The sequence below is a fragment of the Chloroflexota bacterium genome (assembly GCA_016219275.1).
In the GTDB taxonomy this organism is placed as follows: Bacteria; Chloroflexota; Anaerolineae; order UBA4142; family UBA4142; genus JACRBM01.
In genome coordinates, this window is record JACRBM010000067.1 from 112584 (window position 1) to 130579 (window position 17996).

Annotated in this window: 14 protein-coding genes; 3 read left to right on the top strand and 11 right to left on the bottom strand. The window is 57.9% G+C overall.

The annotated features are described in order from the left end of the window. Positions 1 to 2: 2 nt before the first annotated feature. Both HY868_19345 and HY868_19350 read right to left on the bottom strand, forming a co-directional pair. Positions 3 to 1607 (bottom strand): hypothetical protein, encoded by a 1605-nt coding sequence (locus HY868_19345; GenBank protein MBI5304297.1) that lies wholly within the window; start codon positions 1605 to 1607, stop codon positions 3 to 5. After that, positions 1604 to 3391 carry a hypothetical protein gene (locus tag HY868_19350; GenBank protein MBI5304298.1) on the bottom strand — a complete coding sequence of 596 codons (1788 nt, stop codon included), beginning with the start codon at positions 3389 to 3391 and terminating at the stop codon, positions 1604 to 1606. Before HY868_19350 ends, HY868_19345 begins: the two co-directional genes overlap by 4 nt. 51 nt (positions 3392 to 3442) lie before the next feature. Here HY868_19350 and HY868_19355 point away from each other — a divergent pair, with 51 nt between their 5' ends. Together HY868_19355 and HY868_19360 are read left to right on the top strand one after the other, a co-directional pair. Next, positions 3443 to 3799 carry a DUF433 domain-containing protein gene (locus HY868_19355; GenBank protein MBI5304299.1) on the top strand — a complete coding sequence of 119 codons (357 nt, stop codon included), beginning with the start codon at positions 3443 to 3445 and terminating at the stop codon, positions 3797 to 3799. A gap of 52 nt (positions 3800 to 3851) precedes the next feature. Then, positions 3852 to 4172, top strand: coding sequence for a DUF5615 family PIN-like protein (locus tag HY868_19360; protein ID MBI5304300.1), 321 nt, complete (start codon positions 3852 to 3854; stop codon positions 4170 to 4172). Positions 4173 to 4184: 12 nt separating this feature from the next. Here the strand turns inward: HY868_19360 and HY868_19365 are convergent, their stop codons facing one another. From HY868_19365 to HY868_19405, 9 genes are all read right to left on the bottom strand, one after another. Further along, positions 4185 to 6080 carry an AAA family ATPase gene (locus tag HY868_19365; GenBank protein MBI5304301.1) on the bottom strand — a complete coding sequence of 632 codons (1896 nt, stop codon included), beginning with the start codon at positions 6078 to 6080 and terminating at the stop codon, positions 4185 to 4187. 77 nt (positions 6081 to 6157) lie between these two features. Continuing rightward, positions 6158 to 9772 carry an AAA family ATPase gene (locus HY868_19370; protein ID MBI5304302.1) on the bottom strand — a complete coding sequence of 1205 codons (3615 nt, stop codon included), beginning with the start codon at positions 9770 to 9772 and terminating at the stop codon, positions 6158 to 6160. A 406-nt stretch (positions 9773 to 10178) separates the two neighbouring features. Then, on the bottom strand, positions 10179 to 11123 hold the full coding sequence (locus tag HY868_19375) for a response regulator (GenBank protein ID MBI5304303.1): 945 nt from the start codon (positions 11121 to 11123) through the stop codon (positions 10179 to 10181). Between the two features lie 37 nt (positions 11124 to 11160). Next, entirely contained in the window at positions 11161 to 11433 is a 273-nt protein-coding gene (locus HY868_19380; GenBank protein MBI5304304.1) for a hypothetical protein, read from the bottom strand. 14 nt (positions 11434 to 11447) lie between these two features. Next, entirely contained in the window at positions 11448 to 12701 is a 1254-nt protein-coding gene (locus HY868_19385) for a hypothetical protein (protein MBI5304305.1), read from the bottom strand. A gap of 23 nt (positions 12702 to 12724) precedes the next feature. Continuing rightward, positions 12725 to 13390: a DUF4388 domain-containing protein gene (locus HY868_19390; GenBank protein MBI5304306.1), complete on the bottom strand. Its 666-nt coding sequence runs from the start codon at positions 13388 to 13390 to the stop codon at positions 12725 to 12727. A gap of 225 nt (positions 13391 to 13615) precedes the next feature. Beyond that, positions 13616 to 15067: an Asp-tRNA(Asn)/Glu-tRNA(Gln) amidotransferase subunit GatB gene (gene gatB, locus HY868_19395; GenBank protein ID MBI5304307.1), complete on the bottom strand. Its 1452-nt coding sequence runs from the start codon at positions 15065 to 15067 to the stop codon at positions 13616 to 13618. 31 nt (positions 15068 to 15098) lie between these two features. Beyond that, a complete protein-coding gene (locus HY868_19400; GenBank protein MBI5304308.1) occupies positions 15099 to 15521 on the bottom strand; it encodes a DUF86 domain-containing protein in 423 nt (140 codons plus the stop codon). After that, entirely contained in the window at positions 15518 to 15940 is a 423-nt protein-coding gene (locus HY868_19405; GenBank protein MBI5304309.1) for a nucleotidyltransferase domain-containing protein, read from the bottom strand. Before HY868_19405 ends, HY868_19400 begins: the two co-directional genes overlap by 4 nt. A gap of 272 nt (positions 15941 to 16212) precedes the next feature. Between HY868_19405 and HY868_19410 the strand changes: the two genes are divergently transcribed. Continuing rightward, positions 16213 to 17523, top strand: a complete 1311-nt coding sequence (locus HY868_19410; GenBank protein MBI5304310.1) for a Glu/Leu/Phe/Val dehydrogenase — start codon at positions 16213 to 16215, stop codon at positions 17521 to 17523. Positions 17524 to 17996 lie beyond the last annotated feature (473 nt).

Genomic DNA, 17996 nt, shown 5'->3' on the forward strand with positions numbered 1-17996 from the left:
CATCAAATTAATTCAGAGACATACGCATCAAAGCGCGCGCGTAATTCTCCGGACGGCAACGAGTTTGATATCTGGCGCGCGGTAACCCGCGCGCGTGTTGCCAATGTGTCATCCCCCCGCACTTGAAGTAGCGCGATGGCAGTCCGCAGGAATAGAGTTGGATTGTCGGTTGGTTGAACGATTTCATGCGCCGTGTCCAAATCGGAAATTCCGGCGGCGTGATCGCCCTTGGCGAGCCGGGCTTGTCCGCGTGTGACGAGCGCCGCGATTTCGTATTTGACGCGAAAGGTCGCGCGGCTCTGCTCGAGGGATTCGTTTGCCTTTTCAATCGCCTCGTCGTATTGGGAACGCGCGAGCGCGAGCTCGGCGCGGGCTTGGACGAACCGGTTTTGCCATAACCAGCGATGACTCCCATACGTCAAGGGGATAGCGTCGGCTACTTCTTTCATCAGATGCTCGGCGCCGTGCACGAGACCGCGCCGCGCAAAGTTCAATAACAAATCAATTGCCGCGCTGACTTGGGCGGGACCAAACTTGGCGGCGCGACCGATCTCCCGCGCTTCCCGCGCGAGCGTTTCTGCGCCGGCAAAATCAAAGAGATCGAGATGAACGCCGCCTTCCATCGCGACGGCGCGCGCGAGCCACGGACCTCCGCCATGCTCCCGCGCAAATTCACGCGCCCGGCGAAACGTATCCAACGCCGCGCCATAGTGTCCCATCCCCGCCTGCGCCAATCCCAGGATGCCGAAACTTTGCATGATGGTCGTGTTGTCGAAAATTTCGAAAGCGCGCGTGATGGCGGTCTCATTCGCTTCTATTGCCGGTTGGTATTCACCGAGCCAATAGCGCGTCAGACCCACCAGCGATATGGCTTGGATCAACTCCGGTGTGCGTAATTCGCGGGCGCGACTAAAGGCGCGCTCAAACATCGCGATGCCGGCGCGCGGGCGTCCTTGCGCCGTTTCCCAAAATGCAATGCCGCACATCGCGCTGGACGCGAGTTTGTCATTGCCGAGCTGTTCCGCCAGGGCTAATGCTTCTTCGCCGACTTGATGCGCGGCTTGAGCATCGAATAACCAACGGTAAACATTGGCGAGGTAGAGCAACACTTGTGCCCGTTGTTCCAGTTGCGTCGGGGACAAAAGCGCCAGCGCGCTCTCCAATTCCTTTTTTGCTTCAGTCCACGCCGCCAGCTCCGTCAATGCTTTGCCGCGTTCAGTATGCAAAGATGCCTTCAGTCGGTTATCGTTGCGCCGTTCGGCGATGGCAAGCGCACGCGAGATCAGTTCCACTTGTTCGCGCGCGGCGAAAGACCGCCGCGCATATTCTGCCGCCCGCTGAAGATATTCCAATGCCTTGCGGTCTTCTTCCGCGCATTCGAAATGTTGCGCCAGCAACGCGGCGTGCTCGTCTAGTTGGTCGGCATAAAGTTGTTCACAGGCGAACGCCACGCGGCGATGAATCTCGCGACGTTGTTTTTGCAACAGCGATTGGTACGCCGCGTCTTGCGTCAACGCGTGTTTGAAGATATACGCCGGTTCGGCATCAATCAAATGCCGCACCAGTTGCGCGGTTTCGAGTTGCGCGAGGGTGTCTTGTACACTCATCGCGACTCTATCACCGCGCGCACAGCAGGCAAACTCAAAAACGATTCGCGCAAACTTGTCCCGCGCGAAGTCGAGGAATCCTCCGGCGTGTGCGCGGCGATGAAAGCGATCACCTCACGCGCGTAGGTGCGCATGGTCTCGGCGGCGGCGAGATCGCCGTGCGCCTCGGCGACCTGGCTTTGGGCAACCAGGATTGTCCACAACGCGCGCCGCGAACCGAGCGCTTGCGCGTCGTCATATGCTTGACCCAGGACGGCTTGGGCTTGGTTCAGTTCACCTTTTGCCAACCAGGCGCGTCCCTGCAAAGCCAGGATGTCTGAAACGAATGGTCGAAACTGGACGGCACGCGCCCGCACCAGGATGTCTTCAGTCATCGCGAGAACGCGCGCGGGTTCGCCACGCGCGAGCGCGATTTCGCCGTGGACTCCGACGATGAAGATCGGCGCAAACCAACTCAGGTCGTTCAGATCAAGGTTTTTTGCGGCTTCTTGAATGAGGGAATCGGCGCGCGTCAGATTTCCATTCAGGCGATATAGTTCTGCCAGGATGGCTGATAACCAAGCGCGAAATGGCACATTCAGGTCTTTGGCTTGGACGAGACTGGCTTGAACAAGTTCGATGCCGGCTTCCGGATTCCCCATCAGCCCGTACACCCAGCCCAGCATCCCACGCGCGAGCGCGGCGCCGATCACGAAACCGGCTTGCTGACCCAGCTCGGTCGCTTGGCGCAATGCGTGGATGGCATCCGCGACCATGCCGCGTTCGAACGCGAGATACCCAATTGCCCATTGACTGTACGACTGATTCCACAAGTTGCCGATGGACTGGCTGATCGTGAATGCCTCGCGCGCAAGACGATCCGCCGTGTCGTAATCACCACTGTAGAAATACCCTTCCGCAGAGGTGGCGAGATTGTCGGCGAGCATGGGCAGGTTGTCCAACTCGCGCCACAACTCGCGTGCCTGCGCGATGACCGCGCGCCCTTCTTCGATGCGTCCGACCGCGTAATAATTACGCGACAGATCATTCAGCGTAAATGCCGTTTGCTCGTTCAAGTTCAATCGTCGCGCGAGCGCGAGCGATTCCTCGCCGTGACGAACCGCGCGTGGATAGTCAGACCGAAAATAATCTGCCAACATCATCGTCCAAAGGATTTTTGATTCCGCTTTCGCATCGTCCAACTCGCGCGCGAGCGAAAGCGCGCGGTTGGACAATTCTTGCGCCAGCGCCAGGTCTTGTCCCTGCGTCGGCGCGGAGTGCACGGTCGCGCGCGCCATCAGCGAGGCGAGTTCCATCGCGCGGTTGCCGCGCGCGTGCGCGCATGTTTCCATCGCGCGGTAATTCGCGAGCGCGTCGGTATAGCGTCCCGACATTTCTAACGCGCGTCCGAGTTTGAGGTACACCTCCTGGAGCGGTGAATCGCGCGCGCCGATCCGTTGCGCGATTTCGACGGCGCGTGTGTAATGCATGATCGCCTCGGCGTTGGCATACACGCGCGCCGCCGCGTCGCCCGCGCGCATCGAATACTCCAGGGTCTTGGCGTCGTCCCCCGCTTCGCCGTAGTGTTGCGCGAGCAACGCGGCAACCCCGTCGAGTTGTCCATCGGCGACTTGTTCGTACGCGCGTGCGACGCGCAGATGAATGTCGCGGCGTGTCGCACGCAAGAGTGAGTGATAAATGGTCTCTTGCGTCAAGGTATGTTTGAACGCAAACGACTCGTCCGCCTCGACTCGGCGCACGAGTTGTGCGCTTTCAAGTTGAGTTAGCCATGTGTCAAGATTCATGTTTTACGAACGACCTGTTCTTGTGTTATATTCAAAGCAAGGAGTTGGCTTATGTCTGCGATTGTTTCTGCACGCGCGATTCCAAGCGAACAACGAACTGAACATCCCCAGATCACGCGGATCCAAGGTGTTCAAGGTGGCATTCCGATCGTGCGCGGGACACGCATCCCGGTGCGTCTCATCGCGCAAATGTACCGCGCCGGTGACTCCGTTGACGATATTCTCAAGACCTATCCTCATCTTGGCGCGACATCGGTTCACGACGCGATTAGTTATTATCTCGACCATCGCGCGGAAATCGAGCAGGAAATCATTGAGCACCGCGTTGAAAATATTCTAGCGCAGAACGCTGCGCGCGCGGATGAGCGCGGCTCTATCATTTTTAATCAAGCGCCGAAAGATGCCTGAAGAACCTCGTTGATTCATCGCGCTTTACACTGACGAAGACGTAACAAGCGAGTTGGCGGAAGCGATTCGACAGCGCGGTCTTGCCGCGCAAAGCGCCGCTGAAGCCGGCTTGTTGGATGCGGATGATCCCGTGCATCTTGCGTACGCGTCTGAATGTGGGATGGCGTTACTCACTTACGATGCCCGCGACTTTCTCCCGTTGGCAAAGCAATATGCTAATGAGGGCAAGCCACACGCGAGCATTATCATTTCTGCCGAGCAGTTTAGCCGCCGACGCTTTGGCGAATTTCTGCGCCAAGTTCTTCGTCTGATGAATGCGCTCACCGCTGACGAAATCCGAAATCGCGTCGTCTACTTGCAAGAGTTCAAATAGTTTTTCCCCGTTTTACGCCGCCTGCTCCAACACGCGCTCCAACACCTTGACCTGGAATTTGCGTCCGATGACCGACGCGATTTGCAACACGCGTTTGGCTTCGTCGGGCAAGCGATCAATGCGCGCGCTCAACACGCCTTGCAACGTGTCCGGAATTTCGATGTTGTTGATTTCGCGCGTCACCGTCCATTTGCTATCTTGCCGCGCAATGCCGCCGCGATCAATCAACATGCGCAACACTTCTTCGACGAAAAATGGATTGCCTTCGGCTTTCGCGAGAATCATCTGCCGCAAATTTTCTGGCAACGCTTCGACTTCGAGCAAGTTGCTCACGAGCACTTTGCTGTCCGCGTCCGAGAGCGGCGCGAGATGCAATTCCATCGCGCCGACGCCGGCAATCTCGTGCGCGCGCGAAACGAGTTTCCAGCCCGCGCTGTCGCGATCTGCGCGCGTGACGAGCGCGACGGCGAGCGGCGCGTCGGCGACGAGCGACAACACCTGCGCGCCCAACTCGACGGACGAGGGGTCCGCCCAGTGAACATCTTCGCAAATAATGATCGTCGGCTGCATTTTGGCGGTGGCTTGCAACAGATGTTTGTACGCGGCGATGTACTTGGCTTGCAATGCCGGACCGTCGAGGTATTTCACGCGCGCCGCCATCTCTTCTTCGAGTTGCAAACCCAGCAAGTGACCCAGGTACGGGTACACGTCTTTCATCTCCGCGCCAAGCAACGTTTCGGTCGTGCGCCACAACGCGCGATGCGTTTCGTCCTCGGATGAGCCCGCGGGCGCGTTAATCAGTCCGCGCAAAATATCGGTGCTGAGGTGGTGCGCGATAGACGCGCCGTACGACAAGCAGCGTCCCTCGACCCAGCAAATCGGTTTGTCCGCATCCACGTGCGCGGCTTTGCGCCACTCGGCGACGAGCCGCGATTTGCCCAGCCCCGCTTCGCCGATGATCGCGACAATCGAGCCGCGCCCGGCGCGCACATCCGCGAGAATCTGGAGCAGGGTCGCAAACTCGCGCGCGCGTCCGACGAGTGGCGACGACAAGCCGGCAACGCCGCGCGTCCGCACCGCGCCCTTGCGTTCGCCGATGACGCGGAACACCTGGATCGGCTCGGCTTTGCCTTTGACGGTGATCTTGCCCTTGTCTTCGAATTCAAAGAGCGACGCGGCGAGACGATGCGTGCTTTCCGAAATCAACAGCGTATCCGGTTCCGCCGCGCCTTGCATCCGCGCGGCGAGATTCACTGTATCGCCAATCGCGAGGTACTCCATGTGCAAGTCGCTGCCGATGTTGCCGACGACGACCAGTCCCGTATTCAGTCCGACGCGCATCTGGAAATCCTCGACGTGTTTGCGCGGCGCATCGCGCAATTCGTTCGCGTACGCGCGGATGCGTTCGAGCATGTCGAGCGCCGCGCGGATCGCGCGTTCCGCATCGTCCTCGTGCGCGAGCGGCGCGCCGAAAAACGCGAGCACGCCGTCGCCGAGCAGTTGGGCGATCGTGCCTTCGTAGCGATAGACCGCTTCGCTCACGCACCGATGCGCACCCGAAACGATCTCGCGCCAATCCTCCGGGTCCATCTGTTCGGCGAGCGCGGTCGAGCCGACGATGTCGGCAAAGAGCGCGGTGACGAGTTTGCGTTCGCCCTCGGCGTGTTCGCGTTCAGCGAGAATTTTGTTTGCGACCGCGGCAGGCGCGTTCTTTCGCAACGCGTCGAGCGAACCACTGCGCGCGGCAGGCGCTTCGCTAGACAGATTGAAACCACAATGTTTGCAAAAACGCGCGGCGGGAGGAATCGTCTTGCCGCAATTCGGGCACGCGCGTTCCATGGGCTTGCCGCAGTTCTCGCAAAATTTTCCGTCGGCGGAATTTTCAAATGAACAATTGGGACATTTCATAAGGCACTCCGTATTGCGAATGGCGAATGGCTATTTCGTATTGCGTGATGCGTGATAGGTGAAACTCTCTTCACGCATCACATTTGAGTTGATGCATGCTCAACATACTTTGCGCGCAGCGTGTCATCGCGAATCAACGCGGCGATTTCATCGCGCAGCGCGCGCGCGGCTTGACGCTGGGCATTCGCTTCCTCTACGCGTTTCAACGCGTCGAGCGCGTGCGCCGCGCCGAGATGCGCGCGCAACCGTGCGGGACGCATTTGCATCGCGCGCGCGAGTTCTGTGGCTTGCGTGAATTGCTCGAGCGCGTATGGTATGTCGCCGCGCGCGACGCTCACGCGCGCATCGGCAAGCGTGATCTCTGGGTACAGGTGTTGCATCGCGCGCGCCGAGGCGTACTCGCGCGCATCCGCGATCAATTGCGCGGCATCGGCGAATTGTTCGCGCGCGAGCGCGACGTAGGCGCTGCCCAGCAACAGATTCGCCTTGACCATTAAACCCATCGTCGTCGGATAGTTCAATCCTTTTTGAAACATTTCGGTCGCGCGATCGAGATTCCCAACAGTGAGCGCGCAGAATCCCATGTCCGTCCACGCCGTCGCGCACATGCTCGCAATCATGGGATTGCTCGCCATTTGCAAAACCTGGGAATGCAATTCAATCGCCTTGTCCGCAAAAACCGGGCTGATGTCGAGCCAGGTTGAGCCGAGTGCGCCGAGTCCCAAAAGATCCATGCCGGGAAATGCGATCTTGCCGGCATTGGTGGATTGTTCGAAATGATGGATCGCGTTTTCATATTCGCCGCGCAAGCGCGCAATCGTGCCAAGCATATAATTGCCGTCCGCCAATGCCATCGCCGCGCCGATGCGTTGACCAATGGCAACTCCCCGTTGACCGTACTCGCGCGCCTGGTCCAGTTCGCCATTGCGAATGTGAACAAAGGCGTACACGCCGGCGAGCAGTTCGGCTTGATGTTGCCGGTCGCCGATCTCTTCGCAGATTTGCATCGCCTCTTGCGCTTTTTGCCACGCGTCGTCGAAGTTGGTAATGAACATCAGCGTGTTCGCCGTGTGGGTCATGCCGAACGCCATTTGTTCTTTCACATTCAGTTCGCGTCCCACTGCGACGGATTCGCCGAGATATTTGATCGCGTTGTCGAAATCGCCGGTGCCGGTGCAGATGCCGCAACGCACGGTGAAAAGTTCCGACAGTCCCGCGCGGTCGTTTGCCGCGCGCGCGATTTTCTCCGATTCACGCAGATTGGTTTCGACGTTAGCGAAATCGCCGATGAGCAACTGGGTCATCGCGAGTTTGTTCAGCGCGGAAACTTGCATCGGCGCGTCATGGTGCGCTTCGGCAAACGCGAGCATGGCTTGATGATTCTGGAGCGTGCGCGGCACATCGCCGATGAGCAAAAGGGCGTTGCCCAGTCCTTCGTAGGCGCGCCGCGCGTGCGGGACATCATTTTGGGTATGCGCGATTTCGACCGCGCGCGAAAAGTAGCCGATCGCTTCCGGCGTCGAGTACTCTCGCGCGGCGCGGCTTCCCGCCTCGATCAAGTACGGCAACGCGCGCGCCGGTTCTTGCGCCTCGCTGAAATGCCGCGCGAGATCGTAAACGCGTTCCTTGTCTAATCGCTCTAAACAATCGCCGACGCGATGATGCAACGCGCGGCGTTTGCTCAAAAGCATCGAGGCGTACGCGGTTTCTTGCGTGAGCGCGTGTTTGAACAGATAGACGAAATCCGGCGCGCGCGATTTTTCGCGGACGAGTTCACGGCGTTGCAGGTTTGCCAGTGCGCCGTCGAGGGATTGCGGCGCGTCGGCGACGTTGGACAGAATCGCGAACGGAAACTCGCGTCCGATGACCGCCGCAGTTTGCGCCGTCTGCTTCGACGTCTCGTCGAGCCGGTCGAGCCGCGCGCCGATGACGCCGGCAAGCGTGTCGGGGATCGCGATGTTTTCGATTTCGCGCGTCGCGCGCCAATGTCCGTTATCGCGCACGACGAGTTTCGCGTCGAGCAGCGAGCGAATCACTTCTTCGACGAAGAACGGATTGCCTTCGGCTTTTTTCAGAATCAGCGCGCGCACCTTTTCCGGCAAGTCCTCGATATGCAAGAGACTCGCGACGAGCGCGCGTGAATCGTTCTCGTCGAGCGGTTCGAGCGTGATCGGCGTGTACCGATGCGCGTAATCGCGCGACGCGAGTTCGTGGAAACGCCACGAGGGTTCTTGCCGTTGCGGACGAAACGCGGCGATGAGTAAAAGTGGAACGCGTTCGGTGAGCGGCAAAATCTGTTCGATCAAATCGAGCGAGGTCGCGTCCGCCCAGTGCAAATCTTCGAACAGGAGGACGAGCGGAGTCGCGCGCGCGGTTTGTTCGACCCAGGTTCCAATCGCTTGGAAAATCGCGGCGCGTAGTTGCGGCGGTTCGAGGTAACGCACGCGCTCGCCGTCCTCGTCACTCGGCTGGATACGCAGCATCGTTGCGAGGAACGGCGCGCCGTCGCCCGCGCGCGTTTTGATTTTCGTGTACGCGTCCGCGATATTCTCGTCGCCGTGGAGGTCGAACGCCTTGTGGAACAGATCAATGAACGGCGCGTACGGCGTGTTTGTTTCAAACGACAACGAGCGACCCTCGAGCCATTGGAGGTTGGAGGTTGGATTCCCTCCAACTTCTAATTTCCAATTTCTAACTTCCAATTTCCGCACTTCCGCCATCAACCGCGATTTGCCGAGACCGGCTTCGCCCATGATCGCGACGATGTGTCCGTGCCCGGCTCGTACTTCTGCGAGGCGCGTGTGCAAGAGTTGCATCTCGCGGTCGCGTCCGATGAGCGGCGCGTCGAGTCCGGCGATGCCGCGTGCGGATTCGGCGACGGCTTTGCGCGCGCGGACGCGAAACGCGGCGACCGGTTCGCTCTTGCCTTTCACCTGAATCGCGCCCGGCGATTCGAGGTCGAACGCGTGCTTAACCGCGCGCGCGGTATTCGGCGCGAGCAAAATCGTCCCAGGGTCTGCCGCGCTCTGCATGCGCGCCGCAAGATTCACCGTGTCGCCGACCGCGAGGTACTCGACGTGCATGTCGCTGCCGATGTTGCCGACGACGACGAGTCCGGTATTCAAGCCGACGCGCATTTGAAATCGCTCGACGCGTTTGCGCGAGGCGACGCGCAGTTCGGTTTCGTATTCGGTGATCCGTTGCAAAATGTCTACCGCCGCGTTGACCGCGCGTTCGGGATCGTCCTCGTGCGTGATTGGCGCGCCGAAAAACGCGAGCACGCCGTCGCCGAGCAGTTGCGCGATCGTGCCCTCGTAGCGGTACACCGCCGCGCTCACGCGTTGATGCGCGCCGGTGACGATCTCACCCCAGTCTTCGGGATCGAGTTGTTCCGCGAGCGCGGTCGAGCCGACGATGTCGGTAAAGAGAACCGTGACCAGTTTGCGTTCGCCAGCCATGGGCGCGCTCGGCGCGCGATCTTTTTCGGGGAGAGTTTTCGGCGCGGATTGTGGGAGATCGGTCAAACGACCGGGAGGGGTGTTGACAAGGTTGAATCCACACGCGCGACAGAATTTCGCATCCCACGCGACCGGTTTACCGCAATTTGGGCAGGTGCGTTCAAGCACGTTGCCGCAGTTCTCGCAGAATTTCGATTCGGCTGGGTTGTCATGCGCGCAATTAGGACATTTCATAATTCACTCCTTGCCGACTGGCAATCATCCGAGTTGTTACTCGCGAGTGTAGCGAAAGCCGGAGCGATTATCCAGACCGAAAGGTGCTCATTTCGCGCTCAATTCGGGGAAAGGCGGGGTAGAAATACAAAATTCGAGAGCAAACGTCACTCCCGCCGGGTTGGAACGCGGCAGTCATCACCGCGTCGAATGTGCGTGAATTATACGCTCGCGCGTGGATTTTCGCAATGGGGTATGCCGAAAGGGTGTCCGTCAAAATTTTGGAACACTCAACCTTGCGAAGGTTTGACGACAAATCAAATATGATTGCCGTTCAACCGTCGCAAGGTTTTTTCACCACCCAAAAACTTGACACACACCGTCGCCGAAATGAAAACGGACAACGTTTCCGCTGTCCGTCTTGATTTTACTCGGCGCCGTTGCCGGGTTTTTTCGGGTTGTGATTCCATGCGACGCGCGCCAATCCTTCAAAGAACTCTGGGACGCCTTGCCCGGTCGAGCAGGAGGATTCGTAGCACGGCATCTTCCAGGAGCCGGCAATCGCGTTCACTTCTTCGCTGCCGATCTGGCGCGGGAGATCGGTTTTGTTCGCGAGCAAGACTGCCGGGGTATTGCCGAGAAACTCGCGCGATTCGCGCCACCAGCGCATCAAGTTGTAAAACGATACGCGATTGCTCACGTCGAAGATCAAGCCCACGGCGCGCGCACCGCGATAAAACGCTTGGCGCGTCAGCGCGAATCGTTCCTGTCCGCCCAGATCCCACACCACGAGCCGGACAGGCGCGTTGTCGAGCCGAATGTCGTACGTGTGAAAATCCACGCCGATGGTCATCGCGCGTTTCGGGTCGAACATGCCGGTGCAGTAGCGTTGAATCAAACTCGTCTTGCCGACATTCGCGTCGCCGCCGAGCACGACCTTGAGCACGGTTGGTTTCAGCGGCGGTACGTTGACTTGGCGCGGAAACGCGTTGCCGATCAACTGCGCCAGTTCATCTACGAGAAATGGCTTGTCGAGATAGTGCCCGACGAAACCTAGTTCCGGCAAGCGCACGTCGGGCGAGCCGAACGCGGTCATCAAAATGGTGACGCAATCGGCGCATGCGTTTTTCGCTTCGCGCATGAGTGTCAGTCCATCTATGTCCGGCATGATCCAATCGGCAATGACGAGATCGAACGGCGAGTTCTGGATCGCCTGTCGCGCGGCTTGCCCCGTCGTGAATGCGCGAACGTCAAACATGTCGCGCCGGTTCAACTCGTTCACGATGAGGTCCACGATTCGTTTATCGTCGTCCACGATGAGGACGCGGCGTTTGTTGATCGCAGTGTTCATTGGGTTGAGTGTGTGTCTCATGCTTCACGCTTGCCTGTGGCAAAGAAGGAGAATGCGTTTAGAATATCGCATCCAGGTAATCGCGCTCGCGCGCCAAACGCCGACGCCAGCCGTTGATTTCGGGCACGATAAACGGCAAGAGGCGCATGCAATAGTACGGCGGCAGAATAGGCAAGCCAACCATATCGCCGAACGTAATCATAATAAAAAGATGTTCCAGCGCGCCACGCGAGCGGCGATGCGAGCGTTCGATTTCGTGCAGCGCCATGCCGTACATCACTTCGCCCAGCACGCGCCGGACATGTTCAAGTCGAGTACGCCAACCGGTCATCGGTTGTGTTCCTTTCAATACAGCGACATATCGGGACGACCCACGAACGTATCCGCCCGGATGGGGGTTGCGTACCAGCGAATCGTCTCGCCCAAACTTGCTCGGGTTTGCCAGCGCAAACTTTTCGGCGTAACCTGTATACCGCTTCTCAGGCGACGCGCTTGGTCAATCACGCGGTCGCGATGAATCTGGACCAGCTTCTGTTCGGCGTAGGCGATGAGCAGGTCGAGGTTTTTGGTAACCGTTTTGTACCAGCCCCAATCCTCCGTGCAGAGTTGGGTGATGAGGGAGGAATCAATTTTGTCTTTTTCAGGCGTCCGACTCAGGTCGTGTTCGATGAACAACGCCGCCAAATCGCCCAGGTCGCCCATCGTTGCCTCGACATTTTGAAGGCGGATCAAGGTCAGCATCGTTTCAGAGATGGTGGATCCCTTTTGCGCCAAGAGCGGTTTCATGTCGAGACGATGGTACATCTCAAAGACATCGAGAAAGATATTGATGCTCAACGCGCGGAGTGGATTGCCAAAGTGAAGACGCTCGCTCCCGTGCATGCTGTTAAAGCGTTGATTAGGTTGATAACCCATTTGCTCAAAAAATGTTCCGAGTTGATTCGCTTGACTGGAGGCGCACAGAAAATCCATGTTCCGCTTTTGCGGTTGGGTGAGCATCCGCCGCGTCTCGGCGCACCGAATCCAGGGCGCGACCGGATCCATCGCGATGAGAGTGATTTGATTGGTCCGGCTCGCTTCGGCGAGACGTTGCGCTTCCGCCAAAAGCTCGCCAAGCAAGGGGTTGGGCGCGATCCCGTCGGGCTGTTCGGTCACGGGCGCGAGCATGACCGGTGCCGGAGTCGCCGGCGCAACGGGCGTTGGTTGGACAGGCGAAGGCGCAACGGGCGGAGGCGTCGCGGCGATGCGCGCAGGTTCTAGCTCAACCGTGATTTTTTTGATCGCGTTCGTGGTGGACAAATTTAACAGAGGGATGTTGATATTTCGCGCGCAGAGGATGACCAGGATACCGTGGGGCAGGTTCTTGAGAATCAAACGACCTTGCCCGTACATCAGGTCCGCTTCGGTGATGCGCTGACCGAACGAATCCAGTGCCTGGAAAGTTTGGCTGGCGAGGCGCGCCATCATGTCTGCATGTGACGCGTCGAATTGCGCCGGCAATGCCTGGGCAGACACGGTACCATCGCCCAGGCAGATCAATGAACCCGTTACGCCTAGCACATGGTTGATTTCTTTGAGCGTTGTTTCTAGCGGTTCCACGGTGAACTCCAACCCCAGTCTCTTTATTTGCGAAGGGTTTCTTTGGCGGCGGTGGTGACAATGGCAGGGGAGGTACGTTCGCCGGACAAGACCAGCCCCACAAAGCGATCGGGCAATTGGAGGACGAGGAGCCGTTTGTCTTTCAAGGTCACCACACCGTGTGAAAGCAAACCCATTTGCAACGTCTCGCCCATTTGCTCCGCGGCGGAGCCAACAAACACCGCGACCGCGGCTTCTTGCTCGCCGTCACTGCCGGGGATGTCCGCGCCCAGGACGATGCCGTCCGAAGCGGAGATCACTGCGCCGGTTACCCCTTCAATCGCGCGTAATTGTTTGAGTGTAGCTTGGGTCTTGTTTTTTTCTGCTTCGGCTTTGGAGGCGGTTTTTTCGGGCACCCGCATCATTCCCTGCAACAGCAGTTCGTTCCAATTGAGAGAAATAGTTTTCCCAGGAGAGGGGGCATCGCGGTCGAGCATGAACGCGCCGTTATCCCACGCGAGCATTTCAAAGACCGCTTCGATGCCGATTTTGTCGTCCAGTACGGCGTGGACGACTTGACCATCGGAAAAATAGACCTCACCATTCCGTCCATCGTAGGTCAACTGTAGGCGTGCAGAACGCATCTCCTGACAGTTGACTTGGATCAGATTGGCGAGGCTCATTTCGACAAGACTGCCCTGCAATGGCATAGCACTATCCTTGTGCGATTTACGACGATTATACTGTATACGGACGAACGTTGTCAACGACAAAAAGTACGGGTACTAGAGTACTACGTGGTTGGCAACTGCCGCGCAAGGTATCAATGCCCAACCTTGCGAAGGTATCAATCACTTCGCTGAGAAATCGCGCGACGGCGCCAAATTGATTCACTGGGAATTGCACCTTCAAACCTTCGCAAGGAGGAGCAGTCCTCATTTCAGCCCGTTCAGTTTTTCGACCACTAACTGATTGACGAGCGTGGGATTGCCTTTGCCTTTGGTCTCTTTCATCACCTGTCCGACAATCCATTTGGCGATGGTCTCTTTGCCGGCGAGGTATTCCGCGACCGGCTTGGGGTTCTCTGCGATCACTTTGGCGACTGCCGCCGCAATCGCGCCGCGGTCACTGATCTGCGCGAGTCCCTTGTCCGTGACGATGGCTTGCGGAGCGCGCCCGGTCACGAACATCTCTTCGAACACCGTTTTCGCGATGGTCGTGCTGACCGTTCCCGCATTGATGAGCGCGACCAATTCCGAAATTTGCGCGGGTGCGATTTTCACCGCACCAATTTCGGTGTTCGTCTCTTTCATCTGACGGAACAGTTCGCCGGTGACCCAGTTCGCTATCGCCTTCGCGTCAATCCCGTGCGCCTTGCCTTCGGCGACCGCCGCATCGTAGTACGCGGCGATTTCTTTCTCGGCGGTGATGACCCCGGCGTCATACGCGCTCAAGCCCAAGCCGCGCGTCAATCGTTCGAGCTTTTCGTCGGGTAGTTCGGGCAGGCGTGCTTGAATTTCCGCGACCCAATCGCGCGCGACTTCAAGGCGCGGCAGGTCGGGTTCCGGGAAATAACGATAATCGTGCGCTTCTTCTTTACTGCGCTGGGTGAACGTCACGCCACGCGCATCGTCCCAGCCCATCGTCTCTTGGTCTACTCTGCCGCCGGCGTCCATGATTTTCGCTTGCCGCGCGATTTCAAATTCGGTCGCGCGCACCATCGCATGGAGCGAGTTGAGATTCTTGATTTCGACGCGCGTCTCGGAAAGCTGGGTCGCGCCTTTCGGACGCAGCGAAATGTTTGCCTCGAAACGCATCGCGCCTTTTTCCATGTCGCCGGAACACACGCCGAGGTAGCGCAGAATCTGGCGCAACTTGAGCGAGTAGAGCCGCGCCTCCTCGACCGAGTGCATATCCGGCTCGCTGACGATTTCCATCAGCGGCACGCCCGAGCGATTCACGTCCACGAGACTCGTGTTGTCCACGTGGAACAATTTCGCCGTGTCTTCTTCGAGGTGCACGCGTCGCACGCCGATGCGTTTCTGCGCGCCGGCATCGTCAATCAAAACGTAGCCGTTGCGCGAGAGTGGCAGATCGTACTGCGAAATTTGATAGCCCTTCATCAAATCGGGATAATGATAATTCTTGCGGTCGAACTTGGCGAATTCCGGAATCTCGCAGTGAAACGCGAGCGCGGTGAGAATCGTGTACTCGACCGCGAGCTTATTGATGAACGGCAGCGCGCCGGGCAGACCCAGGCACACCGGGCAGACGTGCGTGTTCGGTGGCGCGCCGGCGTAATCCGCCGAGCACGCGCAAAACATTTTCGATTGCGTCAAAAGTTGCGCGTGGACTTCTAGTCCGATGACGGGTTCGTATTCCATGATGACTCCGTACAGATTCGTGTTGTATGAGGACTCAGGATGGCGCACCCTGGATAAACATGAGGACGCGGTCGCCGAATTGAATGAGATCATTCAAGCCGGACACGATAACTGTTTTGACGATCTCTATATCCATTTGTTGATACTGGTGAACTACGGTATTGCGAAAGTGCACCATGCGCTTGAGTTTTTCTGCCAGCGCTGCGTCAATGACCGATTTCCGCGCAAGCAGGTCGAAGCTTTCCGCGCTGGAATTTGGGATGCCCAGCTTGTGCGTTTGAATCAGGTGATTCGCCAGGTCAATCGCCTGTTCACACGCCCGCAACACATTTAGCACTGCCGCATCTTGCGCGGTATAATTGGTGGCGAACCCAGCCGGGTCATGCTGGTACTCTTGACGCGCGCGTATGATGCACCGCTGAATGCTTTGGATTTTGTTGACGACAATATCGTTCATACCGCGTATGCCCTCCCGGTTCTGTAAAACGCGTTCAGAATGTCCCGGCGCTCTTCGTTCAACTTTTGGTAGTAGGAAAGGACCAGCATTTCGAATTCATCCGCCGCGTACCGATCGGCGCAATAGAGGCGGTCGCCGCCAATGATCTCTTTTTGAAACACGGTGGATACCTGGCGCGCATTGAGCAAATCAACATCCTGGGACAAGGCGTCTTGCAGGTCATACCGGCACTGACTCAACACAAGATTATTTTCTCGTCGCGATTGATCGGGCGGCAAGAGCAAGCCGATGTCTATATCGCTGTCAAGCCGGGCATGGTCGGTGGCATACGAGCCAAACAGGTAAATCGCTTGCGTCGCGGGATAGTGCGCCAGGATGATTGAGGGGATGGTTTTTGCGTTACTAATATTTCTTCCCATATTTTGCCTCAACACAAAACAGCCAATCCATCTGCGAGTATACCCCGAACCTCTACCCAAGTCAAAGTTTTCGCGCGTCATCGCGTTCCAAAAATTATCACGCTGCGCGCATTCGTCTGCAGTCGGCGGTCAGTCGTCGGCGGTCAACTCGTACACTTTTTGCCGTTTTCACAAAACCGGGATATACTGAAATCGTCAGGACAAATGCCATTCCCGCGACGTAATGGCATTCGTAATCCGCGAAGATTTGCTCGATAGAGGAGAGTAACCAAATGGGTAAACGTGGTGGGCGTTTGGATTCGGTAGACTTTCACGCCGTCGGCGTGAGTTCGGATGCGCAAGACAATCCGTTCCGAATCACGCAACGCCAACTCGATCAAGCCGCCGAGATTCTCAAACTCGACCCGGCGATTCATGAACTTTTGCGCTGGCCCCTGCGCGAACTGCACGTCACCTTGCCCGTGCGCATGGACGACGGTTCGGTGCGCGTGTTCCAAGGTTTTCGCGTGCAATACAACGACGCGCGCGGTCCGACAAAAGGCGGCATCCGCTTTCACCCCGAAGAGACGATTGACACGGTGCGCGCGCTTGCCGCGTGGATGACGTGGAAATGCGCGCTCGTCGAGATTCCACTCGGCGGCGGCAAAGGCGGCGTCATTTGCGACCCGCGCCAATTATCGCAAGGCGAACTCGAACGCTTGTCGCGCGCGTACGTGCGTCAGGCGGGACGCGTCCTGGGAATGAACGAAGACATTCCCGCGCCGGATGTGAACACGAACGCGCAAATCATGGCTTGGATGGTGGACGAGTTCTCGTTCATGCGCGGTCACAACGAATTCGGCATGTTGACCGGCAAGCCGATTGCGCTGGGCGGCTCGGTCGGACGCGAAGACGCGACGGGACGCGGTGTAAGCATTACCGTGCGCGAAGCCGCGAAGAAAATCGGTTTGGATTTGAAAGGTGCGCGTATGGTCGTGCAAGGGTACGGCAATGTCGGTTCGCACAGCGCGGTCTTGCTCGAAGAGATGGGTTGCAAGTTGATCGGCGTTGGCGACATGTCCGGCGCGTTCCTCAATCCGAACGGCATTGACGCGCGCGCGTTGATGGCGCACGTCAAGCAAAACGGTAGTCTCGTGCGCGGTTTTCCCGGCTTGGGTGAAGAGATCGCGAAAGAAGAGTTGCTCGAAACGCCGTGCGAAGTGCTCGTGCCTGCCGCGCTCGAAAATCAAATCAAGGGTGCGAACGCGCCGCGCATTCGCCCGCGCATCCTCGCTGAAGGCGCGAATGGTCCGACGACGCCGGAAGCGGATCCGATTCTGTACCAGAACGGCGTCTATGTCATTCCCGATTTCTTGTGCAACGCGGGTGGTGTGACCGTCTCGTACTTTGAGTGGGTGCAAAACCTCTACAACTTTTACTGGGATTTACCGACCGTGCATGAGTGGCTCGAGAAGAAAATGGTCGCCGCGTTCGAGTCGGTGCATACAATGGGGCAAAAGTACAAGACGCACAATCGGCTCGCAGCGTACCTCGTCGCGGTCAATCGCGTCGCGGAAGCGATGAAACTGCGCGGCTGGGCGTGATGGATAGGGCGCGAACGAGCGCAGACAAACGCAGATAAAAAAGCGAACGGCGGATGGAATGTCCGCCGTTTTTTCATGCTGGGTGTGCTTCTGGATTGTCGGTGACGAGTCCTTCGTCTTTCGCCGTGTCGAGCAACTCTTTGTCAGCCGCCACAAAAATCAATCCAGGCAGTTCTTCCGCAAGTAGTGCGTCGTTCAATATGAGCGCCGTCGCCAACTGGATGGCATCGCATCCGCGAATCTTGCGGCGTCGAGCAATTTCAACCGCGTGGTTGATAATGGAACGTGACGCTGTGGACAATCGGAATACTTGGTCGCAATCCTTCAGAAAAGGTAACTACTCAGCCATCGTTCCTTTATCCGCGAATTACGCGAATCTTCGCTAATTTTTTCTTCTTATTCGCGCAATTCGCGTTATTCGCGGATAAATTTGTTTTTTCATCGGCGTAAATGTGGGTTGGCTGAGTAGTTAC